Raw genomic sequence first — 17,999 nt, 5'->3', positions numbered from 1 at the left:
TGCGACGTCTCCGCCTTCGCGTTATTGGCGGCAAAAAATTTTGTAGACATTAAAACGGCTCGAATGTGGGATATTGTTAGCTAGCTTATCCTACTGTAATCGCATGCGCATCGAATCCCGTCCTACCAACGTCGCCGACCCTGCAGTCAGCGACCCGCTGATCCAAACTGCACGCGGGCCCCTCGTTTTATTATTTTACGATGGCTACGAGTGGCGTGCACGCGAAGGATTTCGTGGAAGGAACCTTGCCCAAGTTCGAAGATTGGCACGATATCTCTACCGCAGCGCACGCCGAAAGCAGGTAAGGACGGGATTTTACACTGCTTTTGTTGCGTTGCGCACTTCCTTAGAGCGATACGGTTGCGATGTAAGAGTAAATGATTTTGCTACTGCGTCGGCGATGCCTGACTACCCAATTGGTATCGCCGGATATCCAAGTGTTTTGAACGCAGTACAACTCGTCAATCCAAAGGTATTCGGACCAGGAGATTACGGGCCTCCCGAAGCGGCACGATCAGTAGCGGCAGATCCCCACATCAAGCTGCTGATCCAGCCATCTGATTGGTTCCGCGATTATTATCGGCCGAGCTGTGGTGAAAAGGTGGTTACTTGGTTTGCGGGGATAGATACGCGTCGATGGCGTGAAGCCTCGGCAGCCGAAAAGTCTGTCGATGTTCTAATTTACGATAAGATACGATGGCATCGGGAAACGCAGGTTCCGGCGATCGTCAATCGACTTACCGCGCATCTCGACGCACTCGGACTATCTTATCGCATTCTTCGGTACGGTCATCATCATCAGCGGGCGTTTGCGGACGGACTAAAATCAGCGCGATCGCTTGCGTTTCTGTGCGAACACGAGACGCAGGGCCTTGCCTACCAGGAAGCCCTCGCATCGGGCGTCCCCGTTTTCGCGTGGGATGAAGGGAAGTTCGTAGATCCGCAATTGAGCCGCGATGCCTCGACGGATCTTACCGTCAGTTCCGTTCCCTATTTTGACCAGAGATGCGGAGTAAAGTTCAAGCTTAGTGAAATGGAGTCGCGGTTTACCGATTTCTGGGGTCGACTCGCTCATTTCGCCCCTCGAGCGTACGTCGAAGACACGCTGTCCCTTGATCGCTCCGCCGAGCTTTATTTGGATCTGTATAAGCGAGCCGGAGCGGCTCGCTAGTTTCACAGGCGCCGGTGTTCCCTCAGCGCACGTCGTGCCTCACGAGGAGCGGCCCGGCGATATGCCGCCTCACCGTTCAAACCTGGCGCCTCTAGGGTCAGGATTCGTTGATCAAAGCCAGACGATGACAGTGGCAGCTAGGGCGATGACGGCAAAAAACCGTCGGACACCTGTCGTAGCTGGTCGCAACGCGGCGCCAGTCCTTCAGCCGTCCGAACATGATCTCGATACGGCTACGGCGCCTGTAGCGGCGTTTGTCGTATTTGATGGTCTCGAGCCGAGACCTCCGACCTGGGATGCATGGCTGGATGCCCTTGGCCTGCAAGGCATCCTGAACCAGTCGGCGTCGTAGCCGCGGTCGCCGAGCAGCCATTGCGCGTTGGGCAGATCGTCGAGCAATGCGGCCGCACCGGTGTGGTCGCTGACCTGTCCGGCGGTCATGAAGAAGCTGAGCGGACGGCCGTTTGCGTCGGTCACGGCATGGAGCTTTGTGTTCATGCCACCTTTGGTGCGACCAATCAGGCGCCCGAGATCCCCTTTTTAACCCGCAGGCTCGATGCCGTGCGGTGCGCCTTCAGATACGTCGCGTCGATCATGACGGTCTTTGGGTCGGCATCAGCGGCAGCCAGACCCTCCATCATGCGGAGGACCACACCCATCTCACCCCACCGTTTCCAGCGATTGTAGAGCGTCTTGTGCGGGCCGTAGTCGATGGGCGCATCACGCCAGCGCAGCCCATTGCGGTTCACGAAAACGATGCCGCTCAACACCTGCCGGCCGTCAACTCGCGGCTTGCTATGGCTCTTTGGGAAATATGGCCGCAGGCGCGCCATCTGCTCGTCCGTTAGCCAGTACAGGTCGCTCATCCTCAGTCTCCTCACGGAGCCTGAATCAGATCGCGCCTCTCACATCAATGGGTCCTGACCCTCGTCTTCGAACACGAATTGCGTAGTCGACCTGACGGTTCAAAGCCCTACAAGGATGGTGTCGACGCTCTGAGGTTTTGATGTCCGATCGCCTGCTGGTCCTACTGCAATACATCCTGCCTAAGCAGCGCCTCACCGCGCTGGCAGGCCGGATCGCCAGAGCGCATGGGGGTGCGATAACAACCCGGCTAATCCGCTGGTTTGTCGGTAAATATTCCGTCGATATGAACGAAGCCGCGGATGCGGACATTCGGAGTTACAAGAGCTTCAACGAATTCTTCACCCGTCCCCTCAAAGCGGGGTCACGCCCAATCGCGGCTGCCGACTTTGTCTGTCCGGTCGACGGCGCAATCAGCCAGTTCGGCTCGATTGATGACCATCACATGCTACAAGCAAAGGGGCATCGGTTCACCACGACGCAGCTTGTTGGCGGCGACGCCGCACTGGCCAATCAGTTTCGCCACGGCAGCTTCGCAAACCTGTACCTGTCCCCCAAAGACTACCACCGCCTGCACATGCCCTGCGATGGCAGGCTTACGCGCATGATCTACGTGCCGGGTACGCTCTTTTCAGTAAACCCTGTCACAGCACGCGGTGTACCGAACCTGTTTGCGCGCAACGAGCGAATAGTTTGCGTCTTTGAATCGGTAGAGCATGGCCCGTTCGTCATGGTGCTGGTTGGCGCCACTATAGTTGGAAGCATGGCGACTGTATGGCACGGTGTCGTCAATCCAAAGCGCACGAACAGGTCGTCGGAGTGGGCATATTCCGACCAGAACATCGTGCTAAAAAAGGGTGAGGAAATGGGCCGCTTTCTCCTGGGCTCAACGATCGTGATGTTGTGGAAACGAGGCGCGATTGCGTTCAACGAAGACTGGGCGCCGGAACGGACTGTGCGCCTGGGCGAACTGATGGGGCAGCGCGCAACCTGAGCGTCCTGCGTCGAGCGAAAGACTCAGTCACGGACTCTTGGGATTAGTCGTCGCCTTCACGCCTTCGGACGCCCGTTCAACCCCTTATTGACAAGCTAGGTCTCCAGAAAAACCGGCAATACCTACGCGACCTCTCGTAAGATTGCAGGTCCGGATTGAACGTACTCGGGCGATCAGCTTTACCCCCATTATGCGAGGGAACCGTCGTCCACCGTTGATACGGTACGAAAAGTATCCGGCCATGCACGCGCTCTAGACGCGATCCCTTAGCCGCCAAACGTAACCGTGTCGGCGGCGCTGGCTGAGGCAAAGATGTCGCGGTGCCCAGCAAAATGCATCACCCCGCGATAGTGTCTATTGCCGCCCGTTACAGTGGTGTTACCGATCGACGACGAATCCGGGTCACACGGATCGACGCAGGAGGATGTTCGAAGCCCAAGGGGGGACCATCCATGATTCGCTTGCCCGTTCGTACCGCTGCCATCGCCCGGCTGCTCGCCGCCACTGCGCCCTTGTTCGTCTTCGCCACGCCCGCCCTCGCGCAGGAGCAGGTACAGGCGGGGCAAGCGGCCGGCGATACGGCGACCGACCAAGGCGTCGGCGAGATCGTCGTCACCGCGACCCGCCGCCGGGAATCGTCGAAGGACGTGCCGCTCGCAGTCACCGCGATCAGCGGCGAGAAGCTCGACGTGCTCAATTCGAGCGGCCTCGACATCCGCTTCCTCGCCGGCCGCACGCCTAGCCTGCAAGTCGAATCCTCGTTCGGCCGCACCTTCCCGCGCTTCTACATCCGCGGCCTCGGCAACACCGATTTCGATCCCAATGCCGCGCAGCCTGTGTCGGTCGTGTACGACGACGTCGCGCTAGAAAACCCGATGCTGAAGTCGTTCCCGGTCTTCGATCTGCAAAGCGTCGAAGTGCTGCGCGGGCCGCAGGGTACCTTGTTCGGGCGCAACACGCCGGCCGGCGTCGTGAAGATCGATTCCGCCAAGCCGAACCAGGACAAGGTCTCGGGCTATGCGACCGGATCCTGGGCGACCTACAACACGATCAACGGCGAGGCGGCGCTCAACTTGCCGATCGGCAACGGCTTCGCGTTTCGCGCATCGGGGATCATTCAGTCGCGCGACGACTGGGTCACCAACGATTCGACGACAGGCAACGCCGATCGCAAGCTAGAAGGCTACCGCGACGTCGCCGGCCGCTTCCAGCTCGGCTATACCAGCAGCGATTTCAACGCGTTGCTGAACGTCCATGTCCGCGACCTGACCGGCTCGCCGCGCATCTTCCGCGCCGGGCTGTTCAAGCCGGGCACCAACGACTTCAACACTGGCTTCGACCCCAAGCACGTCACGCTCGACGGCTATACCAGCCAGAGCCTGACGCAATGGGGCACCAACCTGCGGCTGGACTATCACCTCGACGGCATCGGCACCTTCTACTCGGTCACCGGCTACGAGCAGGCCAAGGTCGAGAGCACCGGCGATGTCGACGGTGGCAACAACTACACGTTCCTCGGCGGGACGATCGGCGCGATCGGCGTCGGGCTGTTCCCGTCGAACACGGGTGGCCTGACCAAGCCCAAGGAGTTCAGCCAAGAACTGCGCTACGCCAGCGAGGACATGAACGGCATCCGCCTTCAGGGTGGTCTGTATTATTTCCACCAGACGCTGCGGTACCACCAGTATGACTATGCCTTCGGAGGCACTGGATCGCGCGCGACCGATCTCGACCAGGATATCTACCACGACAACCGCAACGAGAATTACGGCGCGTTCGCCTCGATCGAGGCCAAGCCCGTCGACTTGCTGACGCTCCGCGCGGGCGTCCGCTATTCGCACGACTATCGCAACGACCTCGTCACAGCACCGATCCCCGGCACCGGGATCAGCGACACGTTGCCCGCCCGCGCGGTCGTCCGTGGCTCGAACGTGACCTGGGACGCGAGCGCGACCTATGAGCTGACGCCTGCGATCAACGTCTATTCCCGGCTCGCGACCGGCTATCAGGGCCCAGCCATCCAGGACCGCGTGACGTTCGGCAGCGTCCAGAGCACCGCGCCCAAGCAGACCACGTTCTCGGGCGAGAGCGGCTTCAAGGGCACGCTGCTCGACCGGAAAGTGAACTTCTCGCTCGACGCCTATTGGTACAGCACCAAGGATCTGCAGATCACCGCGGTCGGCGGCAGCAGCAATTCGGCCCGACTGCTCAGTGCAAACAAGGCGATCGGCTACGGCGTCGAGGGCGAGTTCGAGGCGCGTCCGCTTCCCGAACTGACGCTGACCGCGAGCGGCAGCTACAACTTCACCGAGATCCGCGATCGCGGCATCGGTGTAGGCGTGTGCGCGACCTGCACCGTGCTCGATCCGATCGTCAACGGGTTCGCGGTGATCGACGGCAACGATCTTCCCCAGGCACCGCGCTGGATCGCCAACTGGACCGCGCGCTACGGCATCCCGCTTGCGAACGGCGGCGAGGTCTATGCCTATACCGACTGGGTCTATCGCAGCCGCATCAACTTCTTCCTGTACGAAGCGGTCGAGTTCACCGGCAAGTCGTCGCTCGAAGGTGGGCTCAAGGTCGGTTATAAATCGCCGCAGGGGTATGAGATCGGCGCATTCGTCCGCAACATCACCAACCAGTATCGCAGCATCAGCGCGATCGACTTCAACAACCTGACCGGCATGATAAACGAGCCGCGGATCATCGGCGGTCAGTTCAAGATCACACTTTAAGACAAGACGCCGAACTGAGCGACCGACAGACAATATGGTGCGTAAGCGAGCCAGAGGGCCGTCGACTGATGTAACACCGCGGTAAGCGGGTGCTCTAGCTCTAGCTCTAGCTCTAGCTCTAGCTCTAGCTCGGGCCCCAGCCTTGGCGTCCGCTCTTGAGCAGACACGCCCTTTCTCCAAACCTTCCGACCAGACCCATACCCGACCGTTCCGATCAGATAGCGTTTTTCCAAAACTTACCGTCTCTTCGTTTTGGATTGGCTGAGCCAGACAACGAAGCGGTGACAGTTTTCATGTCACCGCTTCGTCCGGATCAAAAGCCGAAGGCGAGCGCGATCCGGAACACGCTGTCGTCGCCGCGGTCACCGATCGATCCCGAATAGCCCGAGGTGATCGTAATGGCCTGCGTCGGCATCCAGGCGAGATCGAGCGCCACCATTGCCGCATCGCGCGACAGCGTGGTGCCGGTCACCGAGAACGGCACGCTGGCGCCAACAAAGCGAAGCCGCGCATCAGGGCTCGCGTTGCCGAACGCGTGCTGCCAGCCGATCCGCGACCGAGCGCTCAGCCCTTCGGCGATCGGCGTCTGCCCGCGGATACCCAGCGTCGAGAGCGTGAAGCTTTCCTTGCGCGCCTCGCCCGACAGCGCCGCGCTGCCCCCGGTCTCCGTGAAGGCGTCGGTGTGGACGCGGTACGCCTCGATGCCTGCGAACGGCTCGACCGTGCCGCCGAACATCGCATGCGGCAGGCCGATCTCGGCGAACCCGTGCAGCACGTCGCCGTCATAGTTCGACGTCAGCCGTGCGGCATAGCCAGGGAAAACGACGCCGCGCGTCAGGTCGGTCTTCGTCCAGGCATAGCCTGCTCCGGTGCGCAGCACGACCGGGCCCAGCATCCCACCGGCATAGGCGAGCGCGTGCGTGCTCTCGACCTTGCCGAAGCTGTCGCGCGCGTCGATCCCGACCTTCGTGCGGGTGTAGCCGCCGGCGATCCCCACCCGCGCCTGGTCGTCAAGCGCGATGTCGACGCCGCCCACGCCGCCCCAGCCATGACGCTCGGCCGACGCAGTGCCGGTGGCGCCATCGTCCTCGCCGCTATGCCCGAGCGCCTGTGCCCAGATCCCCGAACCGGTTGTCGGCGACAGCAGCCGCGAGCGCACCGCGTCCTCGGCACCCTGCGCGTCCTTCAGCATCGTCGTGCGCAGCGACGCATGCGCTTCACCCGACAGCGCATCGAGCCCGGCGCGGACCGCATCGTCGCTCGGGATCAGCGTCAACGCGGCATAAGCGGCATTGCCGACGCCGAGTGCCGCCAGAGCCGGGGCGACCGCAGCCTGGTTCCGCGTCGCTGCAATCGACGGCAACGATGCCGCGGTGCGGGCGACGTCGACGAAGACGCCGGTCCCGGTCTGCGCCAGGCGGAACTCGGTCCCGCCGCTGGCGGTCTGGACCAGCGTGTAGGCGCCGCTGACGCCACCCGTCGCGGTCAACAGCGTGTAGCGTTGGCCGATGCCGTAAGTCCCGGTGCCGCGCGTTACCGCCAACTGCGCGCCACTCGCGATAGTCGCGGTGCCGCCGACCGTGATACGATCTGATAAGCCGGCTGCGGTAGTCTCCGCTGCGTAGATCGATCCGCTGGCCTGAGCAAAATTGCCGGTGACCGCGATCGTCCCGACGCCGGTACCCGGAGCGACGGTACCGCCGCTGGCTACGGTCAGCGCCGCGATCGTCCCGGTCCCGCCGAGCGTCGCGCCATTCGCTACGGTGACCGCAGAGGGCAGCGACCCAGCGAGAACCAGACGGCCGGCGTTGACGGCGGTCGATCCGGTGAAGCCGGTCTGGCTGCCAATGATGAGCGCACCCGCGCCCGTCTTGATCAACGCGCCCGTGCCCGACAGCGTGCCGACGACGCTGCCATCGGTCGCCTGCTGAAAAACGAGCGTGCCAGCATTCGCTATTCCGCCGGTCAGCGTCATGGTGTTGCCGGTAAGCGTCGCCGGTGCGGCTATCGTTATGCCGTTCGCAAAGGTCGATGGCGCGGTTAGCGTCCAGTTGCCCGTATTGACCGCCAACGTCTCGAAATTCACCGCGCCCGCAAAGCTGCCCGCGCCGGTGCCGCCCAGGTTGATCCGATCGTTGCCCGCGCCGCCATCGACGGTCCCGCTGATCACCGATCCGCCCTCGATGTTGAGAGTGTCGTTGCCGTCGCCCATGTCGATCGCCCCGGCCGTGCCACCGGTGATCGTGCCCGACGTCGTTATCGTGTCTGCGAAATTACCGACGAACTGGATCGCGCGGCCGGTGGTGGCGCGGATCGTGCCCGTATTCGTGATCGTCGTCGCGCCGTCGGCGACACCGCCGATATTGGTGTCGTGGTTGATCAAAATCGCGTTGCCCGCGCCGAAGATCGTGCCCGAGTTGACGATCGTACCGCCGCCCATCGCGATACCCTCGGCACTGTTCGTGCGGCCCCCCGAATCGACGCCGGTCGCGCTCAGCCCTTGGATCGTGCCGCTGTTGGTGACCGTTCCGATAAAGTCGATATCGACGCCGTCGCCGTCGCCGTTGGTGGCGATGCCGTCCCATTGGCCGGTGATCGTCCCGCGGTTGACGACCGTACCGGTGCCATCCGAACCGATGCCCGATCCATTGCGACCGGTGATCGCGCCGTCATTGGTGACGTTGACGTCGACGTCACTGGTGATGCCATGGCGCAACCCCGAGATCACGCCCGTCGTCTGATTGATGACGATGCCAGACTTTTGCTGCCAGTCGATACCATCGTAATTGTTGTTGGCGGCGCCGTCCGAGCGGATGAGTCCGGCATTGGTGACGATTGCCCTCTGCCCCGGCCGAATGCCGTCCTGTCCGACCGAACTGAGCGTCGCGCCCGCAAAATTGTTGATGATCACCGTCGCGCCGCCTGCGACCGCGTCGAAATCGAGCGCTTGGCCGCCGTTCGTGGTACGGATCGTGCCGAAATTGTCGATCCGGATGGTACCACTAGTCGGCGCCACGTTGATCCGGAACGCGTCGTCCTGCGATTCGATCAGCGCGCCCACATTGTTGACCAACGTCACGGTCCGCGCGTCATTCGCTCCCGACGCGTTGATCGCGCGACCGCCATTCGCAGTCGTTCGGATGATGCCCGAATTGGTGATTCGCAGGTCCGTGGAACTCGTCGACCAGTTGATCGCCGGGTTCGTCGTCGCCGTCAGCGTGCCGTTCGCCTGGACGGTTGCGGTATCGGTGCCCCCCACGGTCTTCGGAGCCGTATCGGTCGTACCCGACGCGACGACAATCCTCTGCTGCGCCTGCGCCGGAGCACTCGCCAGAACGACAGCGCCGAGTGCGCATGTCAGAGCCTGGGCGCTAACGCCCCACCGAAAAGACGACATGAATTAATTCCCCCGAGACAACCCATCATGGTTGAGGATCGGGGCGTTAGCGGTCGAGTTTGATAGTTATATGACAACATCTGTTCCCCGGGACAGACGGCATTCGATCGCATTCTCATGCAATGAAGCCTCGTGCGCCCCGTCGCTTAGTGCGGCCAAAAGACGACACGCAAGTCGCAACCACGCACGCCGGCCGGCCCCATAGCACGAGGCCGCTGCGCGGCAGTGGTGGTGGTGGTGATGTAGCGCAGCCTTGCTGAGGTTTGGTCCTGGGCGCATCCGATGGGCAGCACCGCCGATCAGGACGTCTGGCGCCGGCCGTCCCGCCCGGGGCCGAGCAGTCGAAAATCAAAAAACTCATAGGTGAGCATCCGCGGCCCGCGGCTTCATGCTTCTGAGGACATCGTACACCTCTCGGTGCCCGATTTCCTCCGCACCAGTGGACGTTTGGAGCAGCTCGAGCGTATCTCCAAACCAGACGTTCGTTCAGGTGTTGTCCAAAGCGTGGAATCGGCCGGTGTCAGTCATCACCGTCGGCGTACAAGCTCCAGTCAAAGAGACGCCTCAACCGATGTTAGGCCACTATCCGATCAGCGCTATACGTTGCCGACATCGAACGCAGAAAGCGCAAGGGCATCTCGCCGGGTCGGATGGAGAAGGTAAGTATGGAAACGGTGGGCTTCGGCGGCGGGTGTCATTGGTGCACCGAAGGCGTGTTCCAAATCCTGCGCGGTGTTGCCGAGGTCCAACAAGGCTTCCTGCAATCGACCGCACCCGACGATGCCTGGGCCGAAGGAGTGGTGGTCCGCTTTGATCCTGCTATCATTTCGCTCGACATTCTGATCGAGGTCCATCTGCGCAACCATTCGGCAAACAGCAACTATACGCCGAACGGGCGTTATCGCAGCGCAGTCTATGTTGGAGATGCCGACCAGAAGCATCGGACGGACACGGCGATCACCCGGCTTGGGAAGGAAGTTGACACCGCTACGCGGACGAAGGTGCTGCCGCTCGTCGGGTTCCGGTCATCGGAAGAGCGCTATCGCGACTATTACCGTACCGATCCGACCCGACCGTTTTGCCGACGCTACATCGAACCCAAACTGGTTGCGATCCGGCGTGACTTCGCCCGACATGTCCTGTCCGAGGGCGACGAAGCGCGATAGATATTCCGACGGCTGTCATGCCATCGCGCGACGGCGACCCCTGCTATTCAACGGCCCCCGCCCCGAATTTATGGCGAACTTGTCAGGACGGCCTGCTCGCCAGCCAACAGCATTTGTCAGGCCGGCATCGGCGGCTTTGCCGAAGATGCGGAAGACACTTATCTCGGCCGTTTGGCTGCTTTCCTTGCCAGCGTTATTGTCGATAGCGCATGCTGCCGTTGCTCGTCGAGGGCGGGCAGGACCCGATCGCCGGACATAGATCGGTTGGCTGCTTCGCGACTTCAGCCACTTCAGATGAATCCTTTCCGAAAGCGTCAGCGCAAACTTAACGCGTCGTGTCGCGTTGACTGAAAGGTGGGGTGCTCAGCGGGGAAGAGTCAGACTAAACTGGATGCAACGTCCTTGGCCATTACTCGGACCCGCCTCGTTTGAGCCTCATCATCACGCTGTTATCGCGCATCTAGCTAATGCTATGCACCAGAATACGGGAATGGCGGTAGCTCAAGTAACGAGCTACCGCCATTCTCTCTTTATCAGAACTTGAAGTTCGCACCTGCGCGGAACGTCCGTCCGATCAGGCCGGCATAATGCCACGTGGTGAGGAAGTTCGGCGAGCTGGCATACGACGCCGGTGCGATCGGGGCGCGGGCGCCGAGGATGTTGCCGACGTTACCGAAGAACGAGAAGTCGTCGTTCACCGCGACGGTCGCATTGAGATCGACGTTGATGAAGCTGTTCACGTAGCAGAACCGATCGACCGGCACACCGGCCTGCGACGATTTGTAGAGACTGTTGGCGCACGACGTGTCCAGGCTGCCCTGGTCGGTTGCGACAGCCTTGATCCGGCCGACATAATAGGCCGTTGCGGTCAGCGAGAACTTGCCGGCCGCGATCGTGTTCTGCCAGTTGCCACGCCAGTTCGGCGTGCCGTTGCCCGACGACAGATCATACGGGCCCATCGTGCCAGCGAACTTCTGGACGCCCTGCGCCGTGTGACGATCATACTGGATGATATAGGTCGCCTCGACCCGGCTGGTGAAGCGGATGCCCTCACCAAGCGGGATCCGCGCGGTCCCCGAGAAGTCGAGGCCCGACGTCTTGTCAAAGTTCACGTTTACGAACGGCGCGTTGATGATCAGCAGGCGGGGCAGCGCGTTCGGGAAGGCCGGATCGACGCCGTCGACCGTGTTGACCGAATAGCCCTGCCCAACCGCTGCCACCGCGGCGGTTGCTGCAGCTAGGTTCGACTGCCGGTAGTAGGCGACGATCGCATCGCCCGCGAGCGGACCGTTGGCGATCAGGTTCGACTTCTTGACGTTGTAATAGTCGACCGTCGCGCTGAACCACGATGTCGGCTCGACGATGATACCGCCGGTGAAGCTGCGCGACGTTTCTGGCTTCAGATCTGGATTGCCGACGAAACCGCGACCAACCGAATAGTTGAGGTTGTACGGGTTGCCGCCCGTGACGCAGGTGTTGGTCGCCGTCGCCGAGCCGCCATGTGCCGCACAGAAATTGCCCGGAGGCTGCGTGTTGACGAAGCCGGCATATTGCGACCGCGGACCGGACTCTGCGAACGTCGGTGCACGGAAGCCCTGCGAATAGGTCCCGCGAACCGCGAACTGGCGGATCGGCGTGAACTTGAAGCCGACCTTCGGCGAGAAGCGACCAAAGCCTTCCGAATAGTGATCGTAACGACCCGAACCGTTGATCTCGAGGATGTCGAGCACGGGCGCCTGGATCTCGAAATAACCGGCCGAGACGGTGTGCTTGCCGAACGCCGACGAGGTCGTGAGACCGTAGGTGTCGAGCAAGGCATTCTGGTTGTTGTTGACCAGCGATTCACGCCGCACCTGGCCGCCGACCGCGACCATCAGCGGGCCGCCGGGAAGGTCGAACAGCTTCTTGGTGATCGCCGCATCCAGCGAGTACATTTCCGAATTCGACGGCGTGATCTTGTCGGGCGAAACGAAGTCGCGGACCGCCTGCGAGTTCAGCGTCGGATCGACGAAGTTATACGCACCGGTGTTGATCGCGTTGAGCGTGTTGGCGATGTTCAGATAGCCACGCTGGACGATCTCCAGATTGTCGCGGGCGTAAACGCCGTCGACCTTCCAGGTCCAATCATCGCCGACCGTGCCGTGCAGACCACCGGCGAAGCGGTACACTTCGTTGGTACGGTCGCTGCCGGCGTCGATGTCGCCGAACGAATAATAGATGCGTGCTGCGCCCGCTGCAGGGGTGTTGGCGTTGGCAACGGCATAGGGGTTGTTGGGATTGAGCTGGCGGCCCGGCGCGCCGGGAACCGCGCAATTGATACCCGCGGTGCAGATATAGACCGGCAGGACGATGCCCGGGTTGCTCGATGCGAGCGACGGTGCGCCGCCATAAGGCTGAGTGTTGCGCAACGCGCGCGGCGCGTTGTTGATGCTGACATAGCTATTCGAATAGCTGCCGGTCAGGTAGCCTTCGACGTTGTCGGCCAGACGCACGCTGATGCGGCCGTTGATGGAATATTTGCGCTGGAACGGCGCGAGCTGGAAATATTCGTCTTCCAGATTGTGCTTGCAGCCGACACCGTTGGCGACGCCGGTCTGCGTGAACGTGCCCCGCGCACAATTGCCGAGATTGAGCGTCGTATAGTTGGCGTTGGCGATCGCCGTGCCGCCGCTCAACGGGTTGTTGAGGTTGGATTGCGTCGTGCGCACCACGACCGCGTTGGGGGTCGCGGTGGTCAGCGAATTGTCGGCGCCGTTATTGTCGTTGCCGCCAATCGAGGTCAGATCGCGGTTGTTGTACGGGAAGCCACGGCTGTGGTTGCTGACGCGACCGTCCTGCTGGAATTCGCCGTTCAGATAGACGTTGAAGCCCTTGTCGGCGTAATCGCCATAGCCGATCGTGAGGTTGGCACGCTGGCGCGCTGCATCGCCGTGGCTGCTGGCGCCGGCCTCGACCGTGCCGGCAATGCCGGTGAACTGCTTCTTGAGGATAAGGTTGACCACGCCGCCGATCGCGTCGGCACCATAGGTCGACGACGCGCCGTCCTTCAGGACTTCGACGCGCTCGATCAGGCTGAACGGGATCGAGTTGAGATCGACGTAGGAGTTGTGGCCATCGTCGTTGATCGGAAAGTTGGCTGAACGCAGGCCGTCGACCAGCACCAGCGTCGACGATACGCCAAGCCCGCGCAGCGATACGGCAACGCCGCCAGCCGAGAAACCGCTCTGGAAGCCCACGCCGATCGAACCACCGCTATCAGCCGAGACCGAACGGATCGCTTCAGCGGCTGTCGTGATGCCAGCCTTGGCCAGGCTGTCCGCAGTCAGCACGGTGACTGGCGACGGCGTTTCGGTATTGGTCCGGCGGAACAGTGATCCGGTGACGACAATGTCGTTTGCTTCGGGCTCAGCTGCTGGCTTGGTCAGCGCGACGCCGGGCTCTGCCGGTGCGGTCTGTGCGAATGCGGCGGTGCTTAGGCTTAGCAGGATGGCAAGCGGCGCAGCGCCGGCACACAGACGGCTAACGTTAACGCGATTGAACGAGCGCATGCAGTTCTTCCCCCAACTTTTACGATTGTCGTGATCGGCTCCACTGAGCCGCGACGCCCCCCCCGGGTGTCTGACGCGTTGTCACCTGCCTGACGACATTGCCATTGTAAAACGGCTTCGGCCGTGATTGAAACTTTGTTGTGCAGTGTCGTAATTACGCAACAAATGACGGACGCGCGTCATGAGGGATGGGTCATGAAATGTCGAAGCCGCTGCTTGCGGCGTTAGATTGTGGTTTTGGAGCACCGCTGGCGCGCTGATGCACGTGTCGCCGATGGTTCTCGGACGATGGCCTAAGCTGATAGCAATACCGCCAATGCCATGAGGAACCGTTACGGACGTTGCGGGAGATTGGACTATTCCCACTCACAAGCTTGACGTCTCGCCCCCCCGGAGCTGGCCCATGTCTAATTGTTCAGGATCAGCTTGCTACCTGTCGTCTCGAGACGTCCTCACCGGTAACTCGGGGACGCGGAGCATCGCGAGCGCCGCAAGGATCATCACGGCGGCGGCGAAGGCCATCGTCCAGATCGGTTCCGTCGGGAAGAACGCCTTCAGCACCGACCCCATCAGCGTCGCGACCAGCAACTGCGGGAGGACGATGAAGATGTTGAACAATCCCATGTAGATCCCGAGCTTGGCCTGCGGCAGGCTGGAGGCGAGGATCGCGTAGGGCATGGCTAGGATCGAGGCCCAGGCGATGCCGACGCCGACTTCGCTGACGATCAGCAACGCCGGATCGCGCACCATGAGGAAGCTCGCAAATCCCGCGGCGCCGCACAGCAGGCAGGCGATATGCGTTTTGACTCGGCCGATCCTTCTGGCCAATCGTGGCAGTATCAGTAACGCGACTAGCGCGGCGACGGCGTTGTAGACTGCGAACAGCACACCGACCCAATCGCTGCCCGCGTTGTAGGCGGCGCTCGTGGCATCGCTTGAGCCGTACATGTACTGGGCCACGACCGGCGTGGTGAAGATCCACATGATGAACAGCGCGGACCAGCTGAAGAACTGGACGAGTGCGAGGCGCTTCATGACGCTGGGCATCGCGGCGAAGTCGCCGACGATCTGGCTCAGCGCGTTGTCGCCATTGCCGCCGCGCGCAAGGACGATGGCCGCGAGGCTGGCACCGCCATAGGCGACGAGCAGGCCGCCGAGCAGGTACACTTCCTTCTGCAACGCCAGTTCGGGTACCGCGACGACGACCGCGATCCCGGCGACGATCCAGGCGATGCTGGTCGCGAAACCGCGGCTGGCAAGCGCGCGGACCGGAAAGCTGTGTGCTTCATCGCGGTCGGACTCGGCGAACGATGCCATCTGTTCGGGACTGTATTCGCGCGTGTTGCCGACCGTCCACAGGACTGCGAGCAGCAATGCCGCGCCGCCGAACCAGAAGCTGTAGCGCACGGTGTCGGGAACGCCCGCCAGCGCATCGCCCGACACGCCGAGATGCGCGAGCACGAACGGAAATATCGAGCCGACGACGGCGCCCGTGCCGATGAACGCGGTCTGGAGCGCGTAGCCTGCGGTGTGCTGATCCTTGCGCAACATGTCGCCGACGAACACGCGGAACGGCTCCATCGAGACGTTGACGGAAGCGTCGAGCACCCAGAGCGTCAGCGCGGCGAGCCACAGCATCTTCGCCTCGGGCATCACGAACAGCGCCAGCGCGGCGAGTACGGCACCGGCGAAGAAATACGGGCGGCGACGGCCGAAGCGAGTCCAGGTGCGATCGCTGTAATGGCCGATGATCGGCTGGACGAGCAGACCGGTCAGCGGCGCCGCGACCCACAGATAGGAAAGGTCGTCGAGCGATCCGCCAAGCGTCTGGAAGATCCGGCTCATATTGGCGTTCTGTAGCGCGAAGCCGATCTGGATGCCGAAAAAGCCGAAGCTGATGTTCCACAGGCCGGCAAAGCCCTGGACTGGTTTCTCGGTCAAAACGCGGCTCTCCTGATCGGTCGCCGCTTGTGTGCGTGGCGATCTGACGGACCGGCTTGACCTCAAGCGACCGGCAAAACAACTATGCATACGAATACCTTGCCCCGCCGCGCCGCCCGGCCGCATGAAGGCCGGCATGACCCAACCGCCGAAAACCACGCTTCACCTCCAAGGCGAGGAGCAGCGCCCGCTGATCGCGATCGACGATTTCTGGCCCGATCCTGACGCGCTGCGCGAGGACGCGGCGAGCCTGCGGATGGCACCGATCGGTCCGCATTATCCCGGCGTCCGCGCCGAGGTGCCGCCGCGTCTCGCCGAGACGATGCGACGCCGGATCGCGCCATTGTTGGCGAAGCATTTCGGGCTCGATCCGGCGCCGGGGGTGTCCGAAGCCTATTATTCGCTCGTTACCACGGCGCCTGGCGATCTCGCGCCGATCCAGCGATTGCCGCATTTCGACGGCGTGGAGCGGGGACGGATCGCCGTGCTGCTATTCCTCGGCCATGGCGAACAGGGTGGCACTGCGTTCTACCGCCAGCGATCGACAGCGTTCGAGACCGTCGACGCGTCGCGCCTCGGTCGGTTCAGGGCGGAACTGGAAGCGGGCGTGCAGGCGCACGGCATGCCCGAGGCGTCCTACATCGCGGGCGACACGGCGTTGTACGAACGTATTGCGGTCCAGCCGGCGCGCTTCAACCGGGCGCTCGTCTATGCAGGGAATACGCTGCACTGTGCGTATCTGCCGCCTGAGGTGACGCTCAGCACGGACCCGCTGGCCGGGCGGCTGACGCTAAACCTGTTCCTGTTCGACGACTGAGCCAAGCTGCGTGACGGGATAGTGAGCCTGCGTCATTCAAGACCCGCCCCCCCCCCGGCGAAGGCCGGTGCCCAGTTGGGAAGCACTGAGTAAGGGATCGCCGTCTTCATCCGCGCCGTTTCCCAACTGGACCCCGGCCTTCGCCGGGGAGGTGGTGATGGTCGGCTTAACGGCTGTTTTGTACCACCCACCCGTCGCCTGTGGCGCTACCACCCCGACGCGGCAGAGGGTTGTTGTCGCTACGCCCCGCTGCTCGCGCGGATCACCAGGCGGGTCGGCAAGGGCGGGTCGTCGGACACTTCGCCGCGCAGTTTCGCGAGCAGCGTACGTACCAGCGCCTCCCCTGCCCGGCGCGCGTCCTGCGTCACGGTTGTCAGCGGCGGGTTGGTGAGTTGCGCGGAGGCGATGTCGTCGAAGCCGACGATCGCGACGTCGTCGGGGATCGCTCGCCCCGCCGCCGCCAGCGCGCGCATCGCGCCGATCGCGATGCTGTCGCTGGCGGCGAAGATCGCGTCATACGCCGCGCCGCGCCGCGCGAGTTCGGCGACCGCGTCCTGCCCAGCCTCTTCGGTGGTGATCGCATCGACCTGCAACGCATCGTCCACCGTCAGCCCCGCCGCCTCCAGTGCGTCGCGATATCCGCGATACCGGTCCTCGAGTTCGGGATAGCGTCCATCCGCGGTGCCTAGGAACGCGATCCGGCGCCGCCCTTGCGCGATGAGGTGTGCGGTCGCCGCCTCGCCGCCACCACGGTTGTCCGAGCCGACCGTGATCCCGGCTGGCCCCGTACCGACTGCACCCCAGCGAACCACCTTGGTTCCTTGTTCGGTAAGGTGATCGAGGCGGGCGCGGTATGCTTCGTAATCGCCGTAGCCGAGCAGGATGATACCGTCCGCCTTGCGGCTGTCCTGGTAATCGACGTGCCAGTCGCCCGACAATTGCTGGAACGAGATCAGCAGGTCGTAGCCGGCACGGGCACAAGCGTGCGTGATCGAGCCCAGCATCGACAGGAAGAACGGGTTGATCGTCGACTCGTCTTCCGCTGGTTCCTCGAAGAACAGCAGCGCGAGCGTGTTCGCCGACTGACTGCGCAGCGACGATGCGTGCTTGTCGACGGCGTAGTGCAGGCTTTGCGCGATCGCCTCGATCCGCTGGCGGGTCTGCGCGTTGACCGATTTCGCTCCGCGCAGCGCCCGCGACACGGTCGGCTGCGACACGCCGGCCAGTTGCGCGATGTCGAACGATGTCGGACGCCTACCCATCACCCGCGCCCTAGCCCGCGCCAATGTCGGCGGGCGTGGTCCGGAAGATACACGGTCTGCATGAACCAGTGAATACGTATGCCCGTCCCTTTTGCAACGCCTCC

At 62.6% G+C, this 17,999-nt stretch carries 9 protein-coding genes and 1 pseudogene; 5 read left to right on the top strand and 5 right to left on the bottom strand.

Annotated elements, in window-relative coordinates:
* Positions 1-103: 103 nt before the first annotated feature.
* On the top strand, positions 104-1,171 hold the full coding sequence (locus AC1MH0_RS14505) for a glycosyltransferase (protein WP_480963359.1): 1,068 nt from the start codon (positions 104-106) through the stop codon (positions 1,169-1,171).
* 111 nt (positions 1,172-1,282) lie between these two features.
* On the opposite strand, the pseudogene AC1MH0_RS14500 reads toward AC1MH0_RS14505, so the two are convergent.
* Positions 1,283-2,037 (bottom strand): annotated as a pseudogene (locus AC1MH0_RS14500) (IS5 family transposase).
* A gap of 140 nt (positions 2,038-2,177) precedes the next feature.
* On the opposite strand from AC1MH0_RS14500, the gene asd reads away from it, so the two are divergent.
* A complete protein-coding gene (asd, locus tag AC1MH0_RS14495) occupies positions 2,178-3,029 on the top strand; it encodes an archaetidylserine decarboxylase (protein WP_480963358.1) in 852 nt (283 codons plus the stop codon).
* Positions 3,030-3,481: 452 nt separating this feature from the next.
* Positions 3,482-5,764 (top strand): TonB-dependent receptor, encoded by a 2,283-nt coding sequence (locus tag AC1MH0_RS14490; RefSeq protein ID WP_480963357.1) that lies wholly within the window; start codon positions 3,482-3,484, stop codon positions 5,762-5,764.
* Positions 5,765-6,077: 313 nt separating this feature from the next.
* On the opposite strand, the gene AC1MH0_RS14485 is transcribed toward AC1MH0_RS14490, so the two are convergent.
* On the bottom strand, positions 6,078-9,161 hold the full coding sequence (locus tag AC1MH0_RS14485; RefSeq protein WP_480963356.1) for an autotransporter outer membrane beta-barrel domain-containing protein: 3,084 nt from the start codon (positions 9,159-9,161) through the stop codon (positions 6,078-6,080).
* A 665-nt stretch (positions 9,162-9,826) separates the two neighbouring features.
* On the opposite strand from AC1MH0_RS14485, the gene AC1MH0_RS14480 reads away from it, so the two are divergent.
* Positions 9,827-10,327 carry a peptide-methionine (S)-S-oxide reductase gene (locus tag AC1MH0_RS14480; protein ID WP_480963355.1) on the top strand — a complete coding sequence of 167 codons (501 nt, stop codon included), beginning with the start codon at positions 9,827-9,829 and terminating at the stop codon, positions 10,325-10,327.
* A 533-nt stretch (positions 10,328-10,860) separates the two neighbouring features.
* On the opposite strand, the gene AC1MH0_RS14475 is transcribed toward AC1MH0_RS14480, so the two are convergent.
* Positions 10,861-13,875, bottom strand: coding sequence for a TonB-dependent receptor domain-containing protein (locus tag AC1MH0_RS14475; protein WP_480963354.1), 3,015 nt, complete (start codon positions 13,873-13,875; stop codon positions 10,861-10,863).
* A 429-nt stretch (positions 13,876-14,304) separates the two neighbouring features.
* On the bottom strand, positions 14,305-15,816 hold the full coding sequence (locus AC1MH0_RS14470; RefSeq protein ID WP_480963353.1) for an MFS transporter: 1,512 nt from the start codon (positions 15,814-15,816) through the stop codon (positions 14,305-14,307).
* A gap of 136 nt (positions 15,817-15,952) precedes the next feature.
* Here AC1MH0_RS14470 and AC1MH0_RS14465 point away from each other — a divergent pair, with 136 nt between their 5' ends.
* A complete protein-coding gene (locus tag AC1MH0_RS14465; protein ID WP_480963352.1) occupies positions 15,953-16,633 on the top strand; it encodes a DUF6445 family protein in 681 nt (226 codons plus the stop codon).
* 239 nt (positions 16,634-16,872) lie between these two features.
* Here AC1MH0_RS14465 and AC1MH0_RS14460 read toward each other — a convergent pair whose 3' ends face one another.
* A complete protein-coding gene (locus AC1MH0_RS14460) occupies positions 16,873-17,895 on the bottom strand; it encodes a LacI family DNA-binding transcriptional regulator (RefSeq protein ID WP_480963351.1) in 1,023 nt (340 codons plus the stop codon).
* Between the last annotated feature and the right edge of the window lie 104 nt (positions 17,896-17,999).

Source organism: Sphingomonas sp. AP28, assembly GCF_056680455.1.
Note: the sequence above shows the minus strand (reverse complement) of the source record. Positions and strands in the feature narration are given on the sequence as shown.

What these genes read in the sequence shown, in the direction of transcription:
- AC1MH0_RS14505 (WP_480963359.1), top strand. Translation starts at nt 104, where the DNA reads ATGCGCATCGAATCCCGTCCTACCAACGTCGCCGACCCTGCAGTCAGC.
- asd (WP_480963358.1), top strand. Translation starts at nt 2,178, where the DNA reads ATGTCCGATCGCCTGCTGGTCCTACTGCAATACATCCTGCCTAAGCAG.
- AC1MH0_RS14490 (WP_480963357.1), top strand. Translation starts at nt 3,482, where the DNA reads ATGATTCGCTTGCCCGTTCGTACCGCTGCCATCGCCCGGCTGCTCGCC.
- AC1MH0_RS14485 (WP_480963356.1), bottom strand. Translation starts at nt 9,161, where the DNA reads ATGTCGTCTTTTCGGTGGGGCGTTAGCGCCCAGGCTCTGACATGCGCA.
- AC1MH0_RS14480 (WP_480963355.1), top strand. Translation starts at nt 9,827, where the DNA reads ATGGAAACGGTGGGCTTCGGCGGCGGGTGTCATTGGTGCACCGAAGGC.
- AC1MH0_RS14475 (WP_480963354.1), bottom strand. Translation starts at nt 13,875, where the DNA reads ATGCGCTCGTTCAATCGCGTTAACGTTAGCCGTCTGTGTGCCGGCGCT.
- AC1MH0_RS14465 (WP_480963352.1), top strand. Translation starts at nt 15,953, where the DNA reads ATGACCCAACCGCCGAAAACCACGCTTCACCTCCAAGGCGAGGAGCAG.
- AC1MH0_RS14460 (WP_480963351.1), bottom strand. Translation starts at nt 17,895, where the DNA reads ATGGGTAGGCGTCCGACATCGTTCGACATCGCGCAACTGGCCGGCGTG.